The 18972-nt window shown below is 63.0% G+C and carries 20 protein-coding genes; 16 read left to right on the top strand and 4 right to left on the bottom strand.

Annotated features, from left to right (window positions below; all coding sequences use genetic code 11):
- Window positions 1-22 precede the first annotated feature (22 nt).
- Entirely contained in the window at window positions 23-1636 is a 1614-nt protein-coding gene (gene xseA, locus MF606_RS04295) for an exodeoxyribonuclease VII large subunit (protein ID WP_240232422.1), read from the bottom strand.
- Between the two features lie 52 nt (window positions 1637-1688).
- The gene (locus tag MF606_RS04300) at window positions 1689-2579 is read right to left on the bottom strand and encodes a LysR family transcriptional regulator (protein ID WP_240232423.1); all 891 of its coding nucleotides are present in this window, start codon (window positions 2577-2579) and stop codon (window positions 1689-1691) included.
- Between the two features lie 151 nt (window positions 2580-2730).
- Here MF606_RS04300 and MF606_RS04305 point away from each other — a divergent pair, with 151 nt between their 5' ends.
- Complete coding sequence (locus MF606_RS04305) at window positions 2731-2985, top strand: YjiS-like domain-containing protein (RefSeq protein WP_240232424.1); 255 nt, start codon at window positions 2731-2733, stop codon at window positions 2983-2985.
- Window positions 2986-3160: 175 nt separating this feature from the next.
- On the opposite strand, the gene MF606_RS04310 is transcribed toward MF606_RS04305, so the two are convergent.
- Window positions 3161-3406: a PilZ domain-containing protein gene (locus tag MF606_RS04310; RefSeq protein ID WP_240232425.1), complete on the bottom strand. Its 246-nt coding sequence runs from the start codon at window positions 3404-3406 to the stop codon at window positions 3161-3163.
- A 14-nt stretch (window positions 3407-3420) separates the two neighbouring features.
- Complete coding sequence (locus tag MF606_RS04315) at window positions 3421-3933, bottom strand: invasion associated locus B family protein (protein ID WP_240232426.1); 513 nt, start codon at window positions 3931-3933, stop codon at window positions 3421-3423.
- Between the two features lie 375 nt (window positions 3934-4308).
- On the opposite strand from MF606_RS04315, the gene coxB reads away from it, so the two are divergent.
- The 15 genes from coxB (at window position 4309) to MF606_RS04390 (ending at window position 18944) form a co-directional block, all read left to right on the top strand.
- Complete coding sequence (coxB, locus tag MF606_RS04320; protein WP_240232427.1) at window positions 4309-5193, top strand: cytochrome c oxidase subunit II; 885 nt, start codon at window positions 4309-4311, stop codon at window positions 5191-5193.
- Window positions 5194-5219: 26 nt separating this feature from the next.
- On the top strand, window positions 5220-6923 hold the full coding sequence (gene ctaD, locus MF606_RS04325; protein WP_240232428.1) for a cytochrome c oxidase subunit I: 1704 nt from the start codon (window positions 5220-5222) through the stop codon (window positions 6921-6923).
- A gap of 97 nt (window positions 6924-7020) precedes the next feature.
- Window positions 7021-7917, top strand: a complete 897-nt coding sequence (locus MF606_RS04330) for a heme o synthase (protein ID WP_240233778.1) — start codon at window positions 7021-7023, stop codon at window positions 7915-7917.
- The gene (locus tag MF606_RS04335) at window positions 7917-8099 is read left to right on the top strand and encodes a hypothetical protein (protein ID WP_240232429.1); all 183 of its coding nucleotides are present in this window, start codon (window positions 7917-7919) and stop codon (window positions 8097-8099) included. Before MF606_RS04330 ends, MF606_RS04335 begins: the two co-directional genes overlap by 1 nt.
- Complete coding sequence (locus MF606_RS04340; RefSeq protein WP_240232430.1) at window positions 8099-8665, top strand: cytochrome c oxidase assembly protein; 567 nt, start codon at window positions 8099-8101, stop codon at window positions 8663-8665. Before MF606_RS04335 ends, MF606_RS04340 begins: the two co-directional genes overlap by 1 nt.
- Before the next feature lie 2 nt (window positions 8666-8667).
- On the top strand, window positions 8668-9507 hold the full coding sequence (locus tag MF606_RS04345; RefSeq protein WP_240232431.1) for a cytochrome c oxidase subunit 3: 840 nt from the start codon (window positions 8668-8670) through the stop codon (window positions 9505-9507).
- A 65-nt stretch (window positions 9508-9572) separates the two neighbouring features.
- Window positions 9573-9926 (top strand): DUF983 domain-containing protein, encoded by a 354-nt coding sequence (locus MF606_RS04350; protein WP_240232432.1) that lies wholly within the window; start codon window positions 9573-9575, stop codon window positions 9924-9926.
- The gene (locus MF606_RS04355; RefSeq protein ID WP_240232433.1) at window positions 9923-10678 is read left to right on the top strand and encodes an SURF1 family protein; all 756 of its coding nucleotides are present in this window, start codon (window positions 9923-9925) and stop codon (window positions 10676-10678) included. The genes MF606_RS04350 and MF606_RS04355 overlap by 4 nt, the downstream gene beginning before the upstream one ends.
- 70 nt (window positions 10679-10748) lie before the next feature.
- Window positions 10749-12143, top strand: coding sequence for a threonine synthase (gene thrC / locus MF606_RS04360; protein WP_240232434.1), 1395 nt, complete (start codon window positions 10749-10751; stop codon window positions 12141-12143).
- An 86-nt stretch (window positions 12144-12229) separates the two neighbouring features.
- Complete coding sequence (locus tag MF606_RS04365; protein ID WP_338084451.1) at window positions 12230-13459, top strand: M16 family metallopeptidase; 1230 nt, start codon at window positions 12230-12232, stop codon at window positions 13457-13459.
- Window positions 13460-14083, top strand: a complete 624-nt coding sequence (locus tag MF606_RS04370; RefSeq protein WP_240232436.1) for a GNAT family N-acetyltransferase — start codon at window positions 13460-13462, stop codon at window positions 14081-14083.
- Between the two features lie 46 nt (window positions 14084-14129).
- The gene (locus tag MF606_RS04375) at window positions 14130-14798 is read left to right on the top strand and encodes a GntR family transcriptional regulator (RefSeq protein WP_240232437.1); all 669 of its coding nucleotides are present in this window, start codon (window positions 14130-14132) and stop codon (window positions 14796-14798) included.
- Between the two features lie 77 nt (window positions 14799-14875).
- Complete coding sequence (locus MF606_RS04380) at window positions 14876-15463, top strand: biotin transporter BioY (protein WP_240232438.1); 588 nt, start codon at window positions 14876-14878, stop codon at window positions 15461-15463.
- Window positions 15460-15891, top strand: coding sequence for a DUF1284 domain-containing protein (locus MF606_RS04385; RefSeq protein ID WP_240232439.1), 432 nt, complete (start codon window positions 15460-15462; stop codon window positions 15889-15891). Before MF606_RS04380 ends, MF606_RS04385 begins: the two co-directional genes overlap by 4 nt.
- A 173-nt stretch (window positions 15892-16064) precedes the next feature.
- Window positions 16065-18944: an EAL domain-containing protein gene (locus tag MF606_RS04390; protein WP_240232440.1), complete on the top strand. Its 2880-nt coding sequence runs from the start codon at window positions 16065-16067 to the stop codon at window positions 18942-18944.
- Window positions 18945-18972: the final 28 nt, after the last annotated feature.

An 18972-nucleotide genomic window follows, 5' to 3' on the forward strand; every position in this document is an offset into this window, starting at 1 on the left:
ATATAGCGATCTATGCCCGCGCTCAAAAGAGGCTTTCCTGCGTGCCCCCATCGGACGGCGGACGTGGTTTCTTCTTGATGACCGGGCTACCGGCAATGGTGGCGCCCACTTCGCCATCGGCGAACTCGATGGAGACGGGCGCGCCCGGCTTGAGTCCCCCCCGCTCATGCACGAGGTTGCCCTCGTCATCCTTGACCACCGCATAGCCGCGCGCCAGCACACTCTTGTAGCTCAGCGACGTCAGCAGCTTGCCCGCCTGGGCCAGGGCGGCTCCACGCAAGCTGAGACCTTGCAGCATGCTGGCGTAAAGCCGGGTTGCCAACGGGCCGAGTTGCGCCTGCCCGTGGCGGATCTCTGCCCGCAAGGCATTGGGCGCCAGCTTGGGGCCGACGGCCTCCAGTTGCGCCCGCTTGCGCTCGACGAGACGTGCGGCGGCTATCGCAAGACGTTGGGCGCGTGGATCATAGGTCAGGCGCGACCGATCGACCGTCTTACGCAGCCCGGCATCGGAGCGCAAAGCCAGGTTCCGCAAGCGCTCCGCCGCTTCCTGCCGTTGCCCCTGCAACACGCGGGAGTTGAGCTTGGGCTCCACCCGCGCAAATCGCACGCGCAACACCTGAACCGAGTGGCGCAGATTGCCCAAGAGGTTCGAGGATGCATGGTCGAGCCGCTGCCGCTGCGTTGCGACCAGATCGGCCGGTCGCGGCAGACCGGCAGAAGCTGCCCGCAACCGGTCACGCGCGCTGCCCGCCAAGCGCCGCGCACCCTGGCGCTGGCGTGAGCCGAGATCGTCGACATAGGCGATGAGTTCGGCACGAACCGGCACGGCCGCCTCGGCCGCCGCCGTCGGGGTCGGCGCGCGCATGTCGGCCGCGTAATCGATCAGCGTCGTATCCGTCTCGTGGCCAACAGCCGAAATGACCGGAATACCGCTTGCCGCTACCGCCCGGACGACTGCTTCTTCGTTAAACCCCCACAGATCCTCGATCGATCCACCCCCGCGGGCCACGATCAGCAGGTCCGGTCGCGGGATCGAACCATTGGGCAACAGGGCGTTAAAGCTCTCGATGGCGTTGACCACCTCCGGTGCGCAGGTATCGCCTTGCACCCTCACCGGCCAGACCAGCACATGGCTGGGAAAGCGATCCTCCAGCCGATGCAGGATATCGCGGATGACCGCTCCCGTGGGCGAGGTTATGACCCCGATAACCCGCGGCAAATAGGGCAGGGGCCGCTTGCGCTCGCGCGCGAATAGGCCCTCCGCATGCAGCTTGCGCCGCCGCTCTTCCAGCAGCGCCATAAGCGCCCCGGCGCCGGCGGGCTCGATATTGTCGATGACGATCTGGTACTTCGACGACCGGGGAAAGGTGGTGAGCCGTCCCGTGGCGATCACCTCCAGGCCCTCGGCCGGCTTGAAGGTCAGGCGGGCATAGCTGGTTTTCCAGATGACCGCATCGATCGCCGCATTCTCGTCCTTGAGCGTGAAATAGGCGTGCCCCGACGAATGCTGGCCGCGAAATCCCGAAATCTCGCCGCGCACCCGCACATGGCCGAACTCATCCTCGATAGCGCGCTTAACCGCCTGCGATATCTCGCTGACGGTAAATTCGGCGGCATTGGTGAGGGCTTCGGCCATGCCTTCTGGTGAGACAAATGCCGAGTCAGGTCAAGGGTCAGCCGACTTGGTGTTACTCCGCTGCCTCGGACAGCTGCGGCGGCGTATCGAGATTGCCCATCGAATGTACGATGTGGTTGGCCAGGGCGTCGTAGATGCCGCCATACGCGTGGCTGGCCCGCATCAGAGCGATCTGGGCATCGCCCAGCCGCGGCAGGCCCCGCTCCTCATTCACCACCCGCATGCCGGGCTGCAGCGCACTTTCCGGCAAAAAGCCCACCGCCAGGTCCGACAGCACGGCGCTCGAAATCGCCGTGGCGTTCGATGATGTATAGGCGATGCGGTAGTCGACGCTGGTGCGGTCGAGCGCCTCCTGCGCGTCCTTGCGCCAGATGCAGTATTGCGGCCCGCAAGCGATGGCGAGCGGCTCGCTGGCCAGCGCCCTGCCGCCATGGCTCGCCACCCAGAACATCTTCTCGGTCCGGAACAGCTCGCCGTAGTTCTGCTCGGTACCCTGCGTGAAGACGATGAGGTCATAGCGCCCGGAGCGCATGCCCTCGAGCAGATGCTCGGAAGCCATGCAGGCCACGTCGACTGCGATCTTGGGGTGGGTGCGCTGAAAGCTGGAGAGGATCACGGGCAGCAGGCGCACCGCGTAGTCATCGGGCACCCCGAAACGGATCGATCCGCTGAGATCGCCGTCGGAGAAGTGGTCGAGAATTTCCGCATTGGTCCGCAGCATCTTGCGAGCGCGGGCATAGAGCGCCTCGCCATGCAGCGTAAGCGTTACGCTACGGCCGTCACGCGTCAGCAGCGACTGCCCCAGGCGTTCCTCAAGTCGTTTGATCTGCATCGAAACCGCTGACTGCGTCTTGTTCACCCGGCGGGCGGCCTCGGTGAAACTGCCGCAATCGGCGATAGCGCAAAAGCTCTGCAATTGGTCGAGGTCAAGAGGTGCGGTCATGAACTGTTCCCATCACTCAAATTGATAGAGCGAATGAAATCTATTTGTTGGACGAATGAATGTCCAGCGCGCTAATTTCTCATCATCGGCACAGAAGACTGTGTTGAACCCCGCCGACTCCCTCGGCACAACCACATGTTTGGAGACTATCATGGCTCTCTCGCTTCCCGGCGAGCGGTCAGTTGCGGCCGCCGCGCTCAATCCTCTCGCCGCTTTCGCGCGCTGGATCGCCAAGGCACAGGCCGCACGAACCCGTCGGGTAGCGCTCAAAGCCTTGCTGGAACTCGACACCTTCCAACTCCACGATCTGGGCATTTCCCGCGCGGATATTGCCGAGGCACTTGTTCGCCGCAAGGGTGCAGGCCTCGCGCTCAATGCCGCCCGGACCCGCAACGCCCGCCTCTGACCGTTTTCAAAATCACGCTATTGCGCCGGCGCTGACCTCCAGCCGGCGCGCTCTCGTTGGTACGAACACTCATTGGAGCGCTCGTGCCATCTCCCGGGCCGGTTTTGCCGCCGGTCCCGTTTCCTGATGACTTGCCGGACGGTGCCTGGTGCACTTGTCCGGCTTTTTTCTGGGATTAGTCGAACTTGACGCCCAGTTCGGTGGCCGTCTTCCACACCACCGTGCAGGCGAACTTGCGGCCGTCGTCCATGGCCAGCTCAAAGCTATCGGGAATGCCGACAATGCTCGCGACCTTTACCCGTGCCCCTGTGTCCGAAAGGTTGCGGACGGTGCATTGGAAGGTCGAGAAGCCGTCATTGATGACGATGCGCCCGCCCTTCAACACACGTTGGCGCGGCGCGGCGCGGTGTTCTTCGGTCATTGAACTCTCCGCGGTCAGGGGAGCTGGGCAAATCCGTCCTTGAAGCCGTTCAGCGACACCGGAATGCCGATGCCTTCCTCGGGCGTCTTGAATACAACGAAAATGGCGTCGGTACCATTCGACAGCGTTTCGATCAGGCTGTCGTCGAGCACCACCTCGGCCACGCATCCATTGGGCAGGCAGCGCACGAAGGCGACGCGGCCCATATCCTTGCCGTCGACATTGAGGCCCAGCCCGTTCGGTAGCAGCACGCCGAGCGGCGCCAGAACGCGCAGCAGCCGCGCTTCGCGGTCGGCGGTGCGCAGCACGATGACCGACAGGCCCACATTGGGCTGATCCTCGGCCATGACGTTCTGAATGATGGCGCATTGCTCGAAGCTCGCGCCGGGCGGCGTATCGCAGCTCATCTGCCAATCGCCATACTGCGCACGCACCACGCCTTGACTCATGGTGACACTGCCGGCGCCCGCAAGGGCTGCCAATGCCAGGCCGGCGACGGCCAGATGACGCTTCAAAATCCGCTTCACTCTATCACTTCTCCTGCCGAATCGGGCGTCCGCGTGGGGCTTTGCCTGTTTCCGACAGCCTTGTGCTCAAGTCAACCAAGGCCCGGAATTCCAAGGAATATGGTCGCCAAAGTGCGGCGAGGGTGAGGCGTATTTCCACCACCTGCCGCACAATATGACGCAGTCGCGTTCGCCGTTGCCGCAATGGACTTGGCGTTTGCGATGTGATTTAGGTCAGCGAAGAGTTTTTCGCTCCGAGGTTGAGTCGGGGCGGCGTTGCTATGCCGCTGTTTTTGTCTCTCAATCCCGGTGTGGATGCACCAATTGAAGTCGATACGGGGGTTTATGGTGACCGGGCATTTCTTGAGAAAGATGGGGGCCGTTTCGGCAGCCGCAATGGCTCTGGCCCCGGCTCTGGCCACGGCGCAGGAAGAAGCGGGTTACACGGCGGGCCATCCGCTCCCCGGGCAGTTCCATCTGCAGCGCTCTGTGACCCCGATCATGGACTCCATTACAGCGTTCCACGATGGCATCCTGATGTGGACCATTTCGCTGATCGTGGTCTTTGTGTTGGCGCTGCTGTTGTGGATCGTCTGGCGCTACAACGCCAAGCGGAACCCCAACCCGGCGGCCTTCACGCACAATACCCTGGTCGAGATCGTCTGGACGGTGCTGCCCATCGTCATTCTGATCATCATCGCCATTCCCTCGTTCGGCGTGCTCAGCGACCAGCTCACCACGCCAGATGGCGAACGCAAGTACCTCGGCCCCAACATCTTCTCGTTCGGCGAAGTCGAGGTTCCGGCGGCGTCTCTGACCATCAAGGCCACCGGCCAGCAATGGTACTGGGACTACGAATATGTCGACCAGGGTAAGAGCTTCTCGTCCGTGATCCTCGGCGACGCCGCCGACGGCTACGTCCAGACCGTCAAGCCGAACCAGCCGCGTCTGCTCGCCGTCGATAACGAACTGGTTGTGCCGGTCGATACCACTGTCCGCGTGCAGGTGACTGCCGATCCGACCGGTGTGATCCATGCCTTTGCCGTGCCGTCCTTCGGCATTAAGATCGACGCCGTTCCTGGTCGCCTCAACGAGACTTGGTTCAACGCCCGCGAAACCGGCATTTACTACGGTCAGTGCTCGGAGCTTTGCGGCAAGGATCACGCCTTCATGCCGATTGCCGTGCGGGTGGTGACCAAGGAAGAATTCGCAGCCTTCATGGCGGCGTTCGAAGGCGGTGACTACACTGCCGCCAATGCCACGCTCGCGGCAGTGCAGTAAGAACAAGGGTCAGGGGACTTAACTAAATGGCCGATACCACCGCCCACCTCGAAGCCCACGCGACTGGTCACGATGCCGCGTCGCACCATACACCCACCGGCTGGCGCCGCTGGGTTTATTCGACCAATCACAAAGACATCGGCGTGATGTATCTGGTCTTTGCCATTTTCACTGGCATCATCGGAGGCTTGCTCTCCGGCGTAATGCGCATGGAATTGCAGGAACCCGGCATCCAGATTTTCCACGGCTTGGCAAGTTTCGTCTACCAGACGCCGCTTGACGCCTCGCTCGATGCCGGCAAGCACATGTATAACGTGTTCACCACAGCACATGCGCTGATCATGGTGTTCTTTGTGGTCATGCCCGCCACCATGGGTGGCTTTGCCAACTACTTCGCGCCGCTGATGATCGGCGCGCCCGATACGGCTTTTCCGCGCATCAACAATATTGCCTTCTGGCTGCTGCCGCCGGCCTTTATCCTTCTGCTGATGAGCCTGTTTTTCGAAGGCGCCGGCCCAGGCGCGCTCGGCTTTGGTGGTGGCTGGACCATATATCCGCCACTTTCCTCTGGAGGTCCTGCGGGCCACCCTGGTCCCGCTATGGATTTCGCCATCCTGTCGCTCCACGTTGCGGGTATCAGCTCGATCCTTGGTGCAATCAACCTCATCACCACGATCTTCAACATGCGCGCCCCTGGCATGACGCTGCACAAGATGCCGCTCTTCGCCTGGTCCGTGCTGGTGACTGCGTTCCTGCTGCTGCTGGCGCTGCCAGTACTGGCCGGCGCCATTACCATGTTGCTAACTGACCGTAACTTCGGCACGGCCTTCTTTAGGCCCGAAGCCGGCGGCGATCCGATCCTGTTCCAGCACCTGTTCTGGTTCTTCGGCCACCCCGAAGTGTACATCATGATCCTGCCGGGCTTCGGCATCATCAGCCACATCGTCTCGACCTTCAGCCGCAAGCCGGTGTTCGGTTACCTCGCGATGGCCTATGCCATGGTGGCCATCGGCGTCGTCGGCTTCGTGGTGTGGGCTCACCACATGTACACCACCGGTCTCAGCCTCGACGTGCAGCGCTACTTCGTTGCCGCCACCATGATCATCGCGGTGCCGACGGGCGTGAAGATCTTCTCGTGGATCGCTACCATGTGGGGCGGCTCCATCACCTTCAAGTCGCCCATGCTCTGGGCTATCGGTTTCATCTTTCTGTTCACCGTCGGCGGTGTGACGGGCGTGGTGCTGGCCAATGCCGGTGCCGACCGTGCCCTGCACGACACCTACTATGTGGTCGCGCACTTCCACTACGTGCTGTCGCTGGGCGCCGTGTTCTCGATCTTTGCGGCCTGGTACTACTGGTACCCCAAGATGTTCGGCTGGATGTACAGCGAATTCCTGGCCAAGCTGCATTTCTGGACCATGTTTGTCGGCGTGAACCTGATCTTCTTCCCGCAGCACTTCCTCGGCCTCGCCGGCATGCCGCGCCGCTACATCGACTATCCGGATGCCTTCGGCATGTGGAACCGTGTATCCTCGGTCGGCTACTACATCACCTTCGTCGCGATGCTGATCTTCTTCTACGCGACCTGGGAAGCTGCTCGTAAGAAGCGCCCTGCGGGTGACAATCCCTGGGGTCCTGGCGCGACGACGCTGGAATGGACGCTGAGCTCACCGCCGCCGTTCCACCAGTTCACGACGCTGCCCAAGATTGACTCGACCAACGCGCACTAATTAGCGCGACCAAGCATCCGGGCCGCGTCCGCGCGGTCCGCAGCAAACAAAGGCAAGGCCAGTGGCTCTGATCGACGACAGCAGAAACCTACCCCGCATGACGGGCGAAGCGCGCGTGGAGGACTACCTCGCGCTGCTGAAGCCAAGCGTCATGCAACTGGTAGTGTTTACCGCCATCGTCGGCCTCGTCGTGGCGCCCGGCGGTATCAACCCGATCATCGGCGTCATCGCCATCGCCTGCATTGCCATCGGCGCCGGCGCCTCGGGCGCGCTCAACATGTGGTACGATAGCGATATCGACGCCATCATGAGCCGCACCCAGAACCGCCCCATTCCGGCCGGCCGCATCTCGCGTGAAGAAGCCCTGATCTTTGGCTCGGTGCTTTCGGTATTCTCAGTGCTGTTGTTGGGCCTTGCGACCAATTGGGTTGCGGCGGGTCTACTGGCCTTCACCATCTTCTTCTATGTCGTCGTCTATACGATGTGGCTCAAGCGCTCGACGCCGCAGAACATCGTCATCGGCGGCGCTGCCGGCGCTTTCCCGCCCATCGTTGGCTGGGCCGCGGTCACCGGGTCGGTGTCGATGGAAAGCGTCGTCCTGTTCCTGATCATCTTCCTGTGGACCCCGCCGCACTTCTGGGCCCTGGCGCTCTACAAGCAAAGCGACTACGGCGCTGCCGGCGTGCCGATGATGCCCAATGTCGTCGGCGAAGCCTCCACCAAGATGCAGATTTTCGTCTACACGGTGCTGGTGGCTGCCTCGGCCATGCTGCCGACCTGGCTCGGCTTTGCCGGCGGCGTCTACACCGCGGTGGCCGTCGTGACCGGAGCATCGTTCCTGATCTTGGCCTGGCGTCTGCTGCGGACCAAGGAAGATGTCGCGATGCGCAAGGCGGCGCGGGTGCTGTTCAACTATTCCCTGAGCTACCTGTTCATCGTGTTTTTTGCCTTCCTCACCGACAATCTGCTGACTCGCTTCGGGAGCTTTATGTAATGAGCGCACCGGACGAAATCCGCCAGGTCGAGCCCGAGACCCCCGAGGTCGCAGCAGTACGCGCCAAGCTGCGCCGCCGCCGGTCGATTGCTATCGCTATCGCGCTGGCACTCTTCGCCATCACCTTCTACACGCTGACCATCGTCAAGATGGGGCCGGCCCTGTTCGACCGGACGCTTTGATGGCCGATATTAGTCACACTCCCATCGATCCCGTGCTGGCGCGCCGCAATAAGCGTGTGGCGTTGGGCGGCTTGTTCATGGCCGCCGGCATGGTTGGCCTGGCCTACGCTTCAGTGCCGCTCTATCAGCTGTTCTGCCAGGTCACCGGTTTCGGCGGCACCACGCAGGTCGCCGGTGACGCGCCCAAAGGCGCCATTGCCCGCCAGATGACGGTGCGGCTCGATTCCAATGTGTCGAATGACCTCAACTGGACGGTGCGCCCTGCGGCCTCGATCACCGACAATATCGGTGCGGTTGATACGGTGAACTTCATTGCCACCAACCACTCGGACAAGCCGGTAACCGGCACGGCCATCTTCAACGTCTCGCCCGAGCGCGCTGGCGTCTATTTCAACAAGATCGAGTGCTTCTGCTTCACCGAGCAGACGCTGCAGGCCGGTGAAACGGTCGAAATGCCGATCGTGTTCTTCGTCGACCCCGAGCTGGCGGATAACCGCGAGCTCGACACCATCAAAGAGATCACCCTCTCTTATACCTTCTACGCTTCAGAAAACGGGGGAAGCTGACCATGGCTGGAATAGCCAAGAACCACGACTACCACATGGTCGAACCGAGCCCATGGCCCTTTGTCATGTCGGCTGCCGTGCTGATCATGGCCATGGGCGCCATTTTCTGGATGCACGACTGGACGTCCTTCGTATTCTTCATCGGCCTCGCCGGTGTGCTCTACACCATGTATGCGTGGTGGAGCGATGTGATCAAGGAATCCAACGAGGGTTTCCATACACCGGTCGTGCAGATGCACCACCGCTACGGCATGATGCTGTTCATCGCCTCCGAGGTGATGGTTTTCTTCGGCTTCTTCTGGGCCTATTTCGACGGCTTTTTCCGCTGGGACGACGTCGAGCAATATTCCCGTCTCGCCGTAACGGTCGCCTGGCCGCCGCAGGGTGTCGAGCTGTTCGACCCCTTCCACCTGCCCCTGTTCAACACCCTGCTGCTGCTGACCTCGGGCACCACCGTGACCTGGGCCCACCATGCCCTGCTCGAGGGCGATCGCGAGGGGCTGAAGTGGGGCTTGTGGCTGACCGTCATCCTCGGTGCCATCTTCACCTTCGTGCAGTACATCGAATATACGGAAGCCGGTTTCTTCTTCGGCGGCCCAGAAGCCCGCATGTATGGCGCCACCTTCTTCATGGCCACCGGCCTGCATGGCTTGCACGTGTTGATCGGCACCATCTTCCTGTTCGTGTGCCTGCTGCGCGCTTATCGTGGCGACTTCACGCCCGAAAAGCACCTCGGCTTCGAGTTTGCCGCCTGGTACTGGCACTTCGTCGACGTGGTCTGGCTGTTCCTGTTCGCGTCCATCTATGTATGGGGCGCCTGGGGCGTGCCGATCCACCACTAGGGTCGCCCGGACGTTATGCACGGGGCGCAGCGGCAAGCTGCGCCCCGATTTGTTTGGAGACCCTTGTGGCCGAGCCTTCGCCCATCCTGACCGGCCTACTGTGCCGCTGCCCGCGCTGCGGCAAGGGCAAGCTGTTCCGTGGCTATCTCAAGGTGGCGCCAAGCTGCACTGAATGTGGCCTCGATCTCGGGTTTGCCGATAGCGGCGATGGCCCCGCCATCTTCGTCATCTTCCTCGTTGCGCCGATCGTCATCGGCCTGGCGCTGCTTGTCGGCGCGCTGTTCAACCCGCCGCCCTACGTGCACCTGATCCTGTGGATCCCCGCGACCTTGATCCTGTCGCTCGCGCTCCTGCCGCCGTTCAAGGGCGTCCTGGTCGCACTGCAATACCGCCACGACGCGCATGAGGGGCATCAATGACCGAAAGGCGCATGAGCCCGGTGATGCGCTGGACCTTCGTCGTCCTGATGCTGGCGCTCGCCGCCACCTGCGTCTGGCTGGGTAACTGGCAGATGCAGCGCCTGGCCGAAAAGGAGGCGCTGATCGCCGCCGTCGACCAGCGGCTTGGTGCCGAGCCGGTCCCCGTTCCGCCCTCGGCTGAATGGTCGACCCTCGATCTCGAAGCGCTGAATTTCCAGCCGGTCTCGCTCACGGGTGCCTTCCGCTACAATCAGACTGTGACCGTGTTCACCAGTCTTGCCAATGCCAACGGACCGGCATCCGGCCCCGGCTATTGGGTGGTAACGCCCTTTGTCCTCGCCGAGGGCGGTACGGTTTTCGTCAATCGTGGCTTCGTACCCCAGGATTTCCAGGAAGCGGCCGTCACCGACGGAGAGGGCGATGCGGCGCAAGTGACCATTTCCGGCCTGCTGCGCCCCGGCGAAAAAGCCGGATTCATGACGCCGGGCCCCAATACGTCTGATCGCATCGAATGGGTTCGTGACCCCGAGCGGCTGGCAGCGCTTGTCGACCCGGCGCTGGCGCCCTTCGCGCCCTTCTACGTCGATCTGCCGGCCAGCGCCCCCGGTGAGCTGCCCCAGGGCGGCGAAACCGTCGTCGAGTTCCCCAATAACCACCTGGGCTATGCATATACCTGGTATGGCTTTGCTGTCGTCGCAGTGGTCATGCTCGGCTTCTGGTTTGCCCGCCAGCGCGCCGCTGGCAAGGGTTGAAACCGGCAAACTTGCGGTTCACCGCCTGTTTGACTAGGTTGCAACAATTCTAAAAGGGCTCTCTCCCCGAATGCAGTTTGTCTCTACGCGCGGCCAGGCGCCCGTGCTCGGCTTCTCCGACGCAGTCCTTGCGGGTCTTGCTTCCGATGGTGGGCTCTACGTGCCCCAGACCTGGCCCCAGGTGAGCGCCGCCGAAATCGCTGCTTTCGCGGGGCGGCCCTATGCCGACGTGGCCTACGATATCATCAGCCGTTTTGTTGGCGACGAAATCGCTACACCGCGCCTCAAGCAGATTATAGACGACTCCTATACTGTGTTCCGCCATCCATCGGTGACACCTTTGGTCGAAATCGCGCCAGGGCACTTCGTGCTGGAGCTGTTCCACGGTCCCACGCTGGCGTTCAAGGACGTCGCCATGCAATTCCTCAGCCGGGTGATGGACCACATCCTGGCCGAGCGCGGCCTCAAGGCAACCATCGTCGGCGCCACCTCGGGCGATACCGGCTCCGCCGCCATCGAAGCGTTCCGCGGCCGCGACACCACCGACATCTTCATCCTGCATCCACTCGGCCGCACCTCGCCGGTGCAGCGCCTGCAGATGACCACCGTGCTCGATGCCAACGTGCACAATATCGCGCTCGAAGGCACGTTCGATGACTGCCAGAACGTGGTCAAGGCGATGTTCAACAACCACAAATTCCGCGACCGCGTGCGCCTCTCAGGCGTCAATTCCATCAATTGGGGCCGCATCGTCGCGCAGATCGTCTACTACTTCACTGCTGCAGCATCATTGGGCAGCCCGCATCGCGCGATCAGCTTCACCGTCCCCACGGGTAATTTCGGCGACATCTTCGCCGGCTATTGTGCCAAGGCCATGGGCTTGCAGATCGACAAGCTGATCATTGCCACCAACGCCAACGACATCCTGCGGCGCACCATCGATACCGGCCGCTACGACATGGCGGGCGTCGCGCCCACCATCAGCCCGTCCATGGATATCCAGATCTCGTCGAACTTCGAACGCCTGCTGTTCGAAAGTGCCGGCCGTGACGCGGGCGCCGTGGTGCGCATGATGGACGGCCTCAAGCAGTCCGGCGGTTTTGCCGTCCCACAGGGCGCACTCGCCGCCATCCGCCGCGACTTCACTGCCGGCACGACTGGCGAGGCGGAAACCCGCGCCACCATTGCGGCGACGCTCAAGAATGCAGGCTACCTGCTCGATCCCCACACTGCTGTTGGTGTTCACGTCGCGCAGGCGCAGCCGCAATCGGCGACCCCGATGGTCACCCTGGGCACGGCCCATCCCGCCAAATTCCCGGCCGCAGTCCTGGAGGCGTCGGGTATCGAACCGGCCTTGCCGGCCTGGCTCGCCGACCTGCATTCCCGTAAGGAACGCCTCAGCGTCCTTGCCAACGACCAGATGGCGGTCGAAGACTTCATTTCAGCGCGTACGCGCGCTGCCTAGCGGACTAGAGGGACCGGCGGTCGCTCGACTGCTGGGCCTGAGGAGGACTTCGCGTGAGCCTAAGATCGACGACCCTGGACAATGGCATGGTGGTTCTCACCGACGACATGCCGCACCTCGAAAGCGCCTCGCTGGGCGTCTGGGTCAAGGCGGGCGCAAGGTCCGAACGCAAGGCTGAGCACGGCATTTCTCACCTGCTCGAGCACATGGCCTTCAAGGGCACCACCTCGCGCTCAGCGCTCGAAATCGCCGAGGCTATCGAAAATGTCGGTGGCGACCTGAACGCCGCGACCTCCATCGAGCACACCGGCTATTTCGCCCGCGTGCTGAAAGAAGACGTCGTGCTTGCTGCGGACATTCTGTCAGACATCTTGCAGAATTCTCGCTTCGAGGATGACGAGCTGACCCGCGAGAAGCAGGTCATCGTCCAGGAAATCGGCGCCGCACGCGACAATCCCGACGATCACGTCTTCGACCTGTTCCAGGCCGCCGCCTTTCCCACTCAGCCGATCGGCCGCACCATTCTGGGCACGGTGGAATCGGTACGTGAGTTCAATCCCGACACTATCCGCAAGTATATGAACCGCAACTATGTGGGCGATCACATGGTGATGGCCGCCGCGGGGAATGTCGATCACGATGAACTGGTCGAGGTTGCCCGCCAGCGCTTCGCCGATCTCAAGCCCAACGGCGCCCCGGCGCCGCAGCGCGCCGAGTACCAGGGCGGCGAGGAGCGGCTGATCTCAGATCATGAACAAGCCCATATCGTCGTCGGCTTCGAGGGCAGGGCCTACAACGCTGATGGCTTCTACGCCGCGCAGGTGCTGGCCTCGATCCTGGGTGGCGGCATGAGCTCGCGCCTGTTCCAAGAAGTCCGCGAAAAGCGCGGTCTGTGCTATTCGGTCTATTCCTTCCACTGGGCCTTCGCGGATAGCGGCGTCTTTGGCGTCGCCGCTGCCACCGGTGAAGAAGAGGTCGCGGACCTCGTGCCGGTCGTGCTCGACGAACTCAAGCGCGCCACCGAGTCCATCACCGAGGAAGAGGTTATCCGCGTTCGCAATCAGATACGCGCGGGCCTGCTGATGTCGCTCGAAAGTCCGTCGGCCCGCGCCGGCCAGTTGGCGCGCCAGCAGATCCTCTGGGGCCGCCCGATCCCGATGCAGGAGACCGTTGACCGCATCAACGCCATCACCGCCCAGCGTGTGCAGGATGTGGCAGGGCAAATCTTCACCCAAGGAGTGCCGACGCTTGCCGGCATCGGTCCGATCGGTAATCTTGCCGATGTGGGCGCCATCGGCGAACACCTCAAGAAGTAAGTGGCAAAAGCGGTGCTCTGGCCCTGGTCGTCGCCCCAGCCGCTGATCGCCCTGCGCGGACCACGCCTGTCGCTGCGTCTGCCGCTGATGCAGGACTACGACGCCTGGTACCAACTACGCCATTCCAGCCGCGAATTCCTCCGACCCTTTGAACCGCGCTGGACCGATGCCGATCTCGGACGGAAAGTCTTTGCCACCCGGGTCAAGCGAGCGCGGGAAGAGGCCGAGGAGGGGACAGATTATTCGTTCTTCGTCTTCCTGCAACAGGGGCGGGGCGAAACGCTGGTAGGGGGCATTACCCTATCCAACGTGCGCCGGCGCGCTGCCCAATTCGTCAATCTCGGCTATTGGATGGGCCAGGCCTTTGCTGGCCAGGGGCTGATGACCGAAGCCGTCTCCATCACCCTGCCCTTTGTTTTCGACACGCTCGACCTGCATCGTATCAACGCCGCTTTCCTGCCGGGCAATATGGCGTCGCGCCGTGTGCTCGAAAAGAACGGCTTCGTTGAAGAAGGCTTTGCCGAGAAGTACCTCCAGATAAATGGCCGCTGGGAAGATCACGTCCTGTTCGGCCTGATCAAGGAGCGCTATGAAATGGCGCGTTACGCGCGACGCCGGGTTTGATCGCGGACCTCGACAAATCGCTGCGTCGCAAACTATCTATAAAATCATGACAGAGCGCAAAGACGACACCATCGCCGTCCGGATCAGCAAGGTATTGGCTGAGCGCATCATTGCTGGATCGCTGGAGCCGGGTGCCCGGCTGCGCCAGGATCACATCGCAGCCGAGTTCGGCACCAGCCACGTGCCGGTACGGGAGGCCTTCCGCCGCCTCGAGGCGCAGGGCCTCGCCGTCAGCGAGCCGCGACGCGGCGTTCGGGTTGCGGCCTTCGATCTGGCTGAGGTCAAGGAAGTCGCCGAAATGCGGGCCGCGCTGGAGGTGCTGGCCCTGCGCCATGCCGCGCCGCACCTGACGTCCGCGGTGCTGGACGAGGCCGAGCGGATCACGCGTACTGGCGACAATTCGCCCGACGTGGCTTCGTGGGAAGCGGCCAACCGCCTGTTTCACACCACGCTGCTGGCGCCTTGCGGCATGCCGCGCCTGCTCGCGGCCATCAGTGACCTGCACGCAGTCAGCGCCCGCTTCCTCTTTGCCGCCTGGCAGTCGACCTGGGAAGTTCGCACCGACCACGATCATCTCGCCATTCTTGCCGCGCTTCGCGACGGCAATGCCGATGAAGCCGCCATCGTCCTCGCCCGGCACGTCCGCTGGATCGGACAGAAGCCTGTCCGCAGCGCCTCGGGCACGATGCGCAAGGTGTTCGCTATCGTTGGTTGAGGGCTTGTCGCCCGGCACAAGTTTCGGTTTAATAGATCGTCATCAGAAATTATCTATAATTTCTCAAAGGATCTGAAATGAACTCCACTACCGCCACCCGCTCAAGCTTCAGCCCACTGCAACTCGCCGATCGCTCGCTAACCTGGCAGGTTGCGGCGGTCGTTCTCGGCACGTTGTTCCTGGCCTTGTCGTCTTATGTCGAAGTGCCGATGGTGCCAGTGCCGATGACTATGCAGACCTTTGCCGTGGCCATGGTCGGTGCGCTCTATGGCTGGCGCCTCGGCGGCATCACCATTGTGACCTGGTTGCTTGAGGGCGCATTGGGCCTGCCGGTGCTGGCCGGCGGCGCTGGGGGCGCCGCTCATTTTGCCGGCCCCACCGCTGGCTATCTCTTCGCTTTCCCTATTGCCGGCGCGATCGTTGGCTGGCTGGCTGAGCGCGGCTGGAACGGCAAGAAGCCGGTACTTGCCTTTGTTGCCGCCCTTGCCGGCAACCTCGCCTGCCTGCTGCTGGGCGGCGCCTGGCTCGCCGCGATGATCGGCTTGGAACAGGCCTTTATTCACGGCGTCGCACCATTCCTCGTCGGCGCCGCGCTGAAGTCGGCCCTCGGCGCCGCCATCCTGTTCGCATGGCATCGTGGCACCACGGGCAAGAGCCAGCATTGACCGTCGAACTGCGGGCACATCATCTGCTCTGCATGCTGACCTATATAGGCAGGGGATATACCCCTGCCTTCGTCGCCAACTATGAAGTCGTCATCGCGCGGCTTGCCGCTGGCGAACAGATCGCGCTGATCGATGGCCCGGACGACATCTGTGCGCCGTTGCTGAATGAGGATGCGCCACACTGCCATAATGACAGGGTACCCGAGCGCGATCGTCTTGCCCGCCTCGCCGTTGCCGACTTGCTGGGCCCGGCTACTGACCTCGCCCAGCCCTTCCGCCTCGACCAAACCACGCTCGCCGGGCTGCGATCGGCGTTTTCCACCGGTCAGATTCGCTCCGCCTGCGCCGGGTGCGAGTGGAGCGAACTTTGCGATAGCGTGGCGAAGTCGGGCTACTCAGGCACCAAACTGACCATCCAAGCCTGCTAGCCGCTGCATGTCGTTGCCAATTGGCAACACTTCGGTAACCTTGTCGCACGCGGCAATCCCCGCTACCAAAGGGCGCTCCCGCCAAGAGGATGCCGTTTCGGCACGCGGGTCGCTTACGCGGCCTGCCGAAGCGCTGCCACAATGAAGCCTACCGCAGGATATAATCGCCACTGATGCGTCACCTTCATGCACTCGCGATGTGTTTTGCGTTCGCGCTGGCTATCCTCGCGCCCGCCGCCGCCTTCGAGGTCATCTCGGTTCCCGAGGATGTCAACGCCGTCAATCTGTCCGACGTCATCGAGGTTCAGCCCGGCACCGATGGCCGCGTCCAGCTGTCGACGGCGCCCGGCGAGGATGGCATCATCCGCCGCATCGAAGTGTTGGCAAGCGAGCAGGGCACCACGCCAAACTTTGCGCTTTTCGCCCTGCGCAATGAAAGCGATCAGCAGATCGAGCGCTTGCTCGTCGCGCCATTTTTCCGCCTGCCGGGCTCCGGCATTTTCCAGCCCGATCTGGGTGACGACCGCCTCAAAGCGTTGACGCCTAGCGCCGGCATCCGGCCGGTGCGCCTCGTCGATAGCGAGGCCGATGTCTTCGAAGTCACGCTGGATCCCGGCGCCACGGTGACCTTCGTCGCCGAGCTCACCTCCACTAGCTTGCCCGAACTCTATCTATGGCAGCCCAACGCCTATCGCGACTATGTGAACTCGTTCACCCTGTTCCGTGGCGTGGTGCTCGGCGTCGCCTCGCTGGCCGCAGTGTTCCTGACCATCATGTTCGTGGTGAAGGGGCGCGGCGTATTCCCGGCGACGGCCGCGTTCGCCTGGGCCGTGCTGGTCTACCTGCTCATCGATTTCGGTGTGCTGGGCCGCTTGCTCGGCCTGCCCGCCAGCGGCATGCAACCGTTACGCGCTGCCGCGGAGGCCGGCATAGCCACCACGCTAGCGGGGTTCCTGTTCATCTATTTGAACCTCCACCGCTGGCACCTGCGCTTCATTCACTTGGCGTTGGGCCTCGCGGCCATGTTCCTTGCGCTGTTCGCTTTCGCTTTCTTCCAGCCCGCCATCGCCGCCACCATTGCGCGCATGGTGCTAGCCCTGCTGGGGCTCTCCGGCTTCTTCCTGATCCTCCTGCTGGCCCTGCGCGGCTATGATCGCGCCGTTCTACTGGTGCCCACCTGGATCATCCTGATCGCCTGGTTGTTCTATTCCTGGCTGGTCGTATCCGGACAGGTCTCCAACGACGTCGCCCAGCCGGCTGTCGGCGGCGGTCTCGTGCTCATCGTCATGCTGCTCGGCTTTACCGCTGTGCAACACGCCTTCTCCGAAGGGCAGGTGTCCATCGGCACCCTCTCGGAAGTCGAGCGTCGCGCCCTCGCGCTGACCGGCTCGGGCGATTTCGTCTTCGACTGGAATATCGAGCGCGACCGCGTCTCGGTCAGCGATGAACTCGCCACCCGCCTCGGCGAAAAGCGCGGTGCCCTGCGCGGCGCCATCAAGCGCTGGCTCGACCGCGTCCATCCCGATGATCGTGACCGCTTCCGCACCGCCTTCGATACGCTGGTCGAACTGCGCCGCGGCAAGGTCTCGGCCGATATGCGCATTGCCGGCCACGATGGCAGCTATCGCAGCTTCCGCATGCGGGTGAAGCCGGTCCTCGGCGGCGACGGCCAGGTTAACCGTATCGTCGGCACCCTGCAGGACGTCACCGAAGATCGCGCCGCCCGCGAACGCCTGTTGCATGACGCCGTGCACGATAGCCTGACCGGCCTGCCCAACCGCATGCTGTTCCTCGATCGGCTCGAGCGCGCCCTGGTTCGCGCCCGCACACCGGGCGGCACCAAGCCGGCCGTGTTCCTCATCGATATCGACCGCTTCATGGAGCTCGAGGAGCGGATCGGCCACTCCGCCGCCGATTCCGTGCTGCTGGCGATTTCCCGCCGCATCGCCCGCATCATGCGGCCTCTCGACACCGTGGCGCGCGTCACCGGCGATCAGTTTGCAGTCATCCTCGCCTCCGAGCAGGCCGCCGGCAAGATTGCCGAAACCGCCGAACAGATCCGCAAGGCGCTCAAGGCCCCGTTCAACTTCGGCGACCGCGACCTGACCCTGACCGCCTCGATCGGCGTTACCATCTACGACAGCAATCCCGCCAGCGCCGCCGACGTGCTGCGCGACGCCGAGCTGGCCATGTATTACGCCAAGCGCCTGGGCGGCGATCGCATCGAGGCCTACCGCGCCTCGGCCCGTTCCATCGCGGCCTACAATCGCGCTAGCGAGGAAGACCTCGAACGCGGCATGAAGCAGGGCGAACTGCATGTGCAGTTCCAGCCGGTCATGGATATCCAGACCGGCCAGATGGCCGGCGCCGAAGCGCTGATGCGCTGGGTTCATCCCACCAGGGGTGTGGTCAATCCGGACGAATTCGTGCCCCTGGCCGAGCGCTCGGGCCAGATCGAAAAACTGGGCCGCCTGGCCTTCGAGCAATCAGCCGCACAGGCAAAGGACTGGATGACGACCTTTGGTCTGCCCGAGGAATTCTTCATCTCGGTCAACCTCTCCCCGACCCAGCTAGCGACCGAAACCCTGCTCAACGACATGCGCAACCTTGTCAGCCAGGACAAGGAGCTTGCTCGCCACCTCAAGCTCGAAATCACCGAGAGCCAGGTGATGACCAATCCCGAGCACTCGGCCTACATGCTGCAGGCGCTGCGCAATTTAGGCCTGGGCCTCGCGCTCGACGATTTCGGCACCGGCCACTCATCGCTGAGCTACCTCCACCGCTTCCCGTTCGACACCATCAAAATCCCGCAGCCTTTCGTGAAGATGGGCGACGACAATGGTATCGCCCATACCCAGGGGCCCATCATCAAGGCAGTGGTGGCCTTGGCTACCGACCTCGATCTGATGGTGATCGCCGAGGGCGTGGAAACACTCGACGAGATCGAACGCCTGCGCCAGCTCAATTGCCGCTATGCCCAGGGCTTCGCCTTCGGCGCCGCCATGACCGGTGCTGATTTCGGCAAGCGCTTGGCCGCGCAACTGGCGCGATAGGCCCCAACCACAGATCGTCACCCTCGGG

This window comes from Devosia lacusdianchii (assembly GCF_022429625.1).
GTDB classification, from domain to species: domain Bacteria; phylum Pseudomonadota; class Alphaproteobacteria; order Rhizobiales; family Devosiaceae; genus Devosia; species Devosia lacusdianchii.

What these genes read in the sequence shown, in the direction of transcription:
- xseA (WP_240232422.1), bottom strand. Translation starts at nt 1,636, where the DNA reads ATGGCCGAAGCCCTCACCAATGCCGCCGAATTTACCGTCAGCGAGATA.
- MF606_RS04300 (WP_240232423.1), bottom strand. Translation starts at nt 2,579, where the DNA reads ATGACCGCACCTCTTGACCTCGACCAATTGCAGAGCTTTTGCGCTATC.
- MF606_RS04305 (WP_240232424.1), top strand. Translation starts at nt 2,731, where the DNA reads ATGGCTCTCTCGCTTCCCGGCGAGCGGTCAGTTGCGGCCGCCGCGCTC.
- MF606_RS04310 (WP_240232425.1), bottom strand. Translation starts at nt 3,406, where the DNA reads ATGACCGAAGAACACCGCGCCGCGCCGCGCCAACGTGTGTTGAAGGGC.
- coxB (WP_240232427.1), top strand. Translation starts at nt 4,309, where the DNA reads ATGGCTCTGGCCCCGGCTCTGGCCACGGCGCAGGAAGAAGCGGGTTAC.
- ctaD (WP_240232428.1), top strand. Translation starts at nt 5,220, where the DNA reads ATGGCCGATACCACCGCCCACCTCGAAGCCCACGCGACTGGTCACGAT.
- MF606_RS04330 (WP_240233778.1), top strand. Translation starts at nt 7,021, where the DNA reads ATGACGGGCGAAGCGCGCGTGGAGGACTACCTCGCGCTGCTGAAGCCA.
- MF606_RS04335 (WP_240232429.1), top strand. Translation starts at nt 7,917, where the DNA reads ATGAGCGCACCGGACGAAATCCGCCAGGTCGAGCCCGAGACCCCCGAG.
- MF606_RS04340 (WP_240232430.1), top strand. Translation starts at nt 8,099, where the DNA reads ATGGCCGATATTAGTCACACTCCCATCGATCCCGTGCTGGCGCGCCGC.
- MF606_RS04345 (WP_240232431.1), top strand. Translation starts at nt 8,668, where the DNA reads ATGGCTGGAATAGCCAAGAACCACGACTACCACATGGTCGAACCGAGC.
- MF606_RS04355 (WP_240232433.1), top strand. Translation starts at nt 9,923, where the DNA reads ATGACCGAAAGGCGCATGAGCCCGGTGATGCGCTGGACCTTCGTCGTC.
- thrC (WP_240232434.1), top strand. Translation starts at nt 10,749, where the DNA reads ATGCAGTTTGTCTCTACGCGCGGCCAGGCGCCCGTGCTCGGCTTCTCC.
- MF606_RS04365 (WP_338084451.1), top strand. Translation starts at nt 12,230, where the DNA reads ATGGTGGTTCTCACCGACGACATGCCGCACCTCGAAAGCGCCTCGCTG.
- MF606_RS04375 (WP_240232437.1), top strand. Translation starts at nt 14,130, where the DNA reads ATGACAGAGCGCAAAGACGACACCATCGCCGTCCGGATCAGCAAGGTA.
- MF606_RS04380 (WP_240232438.1), top strand. Translation starts at nt 14,876, where the DNA reads ATGAACTCCACTACCGCCACCCGCTCAAGCTTCAGCCCACTGCAACTC.
- MF606_RS04390 (WP_240232440.1), top strand. Translation starts at nt 16,065, where the DNA reads ATGCGTCACCTTCATGCACTCGCGATGTGTTTTGCGTTCGCGCTGGCT.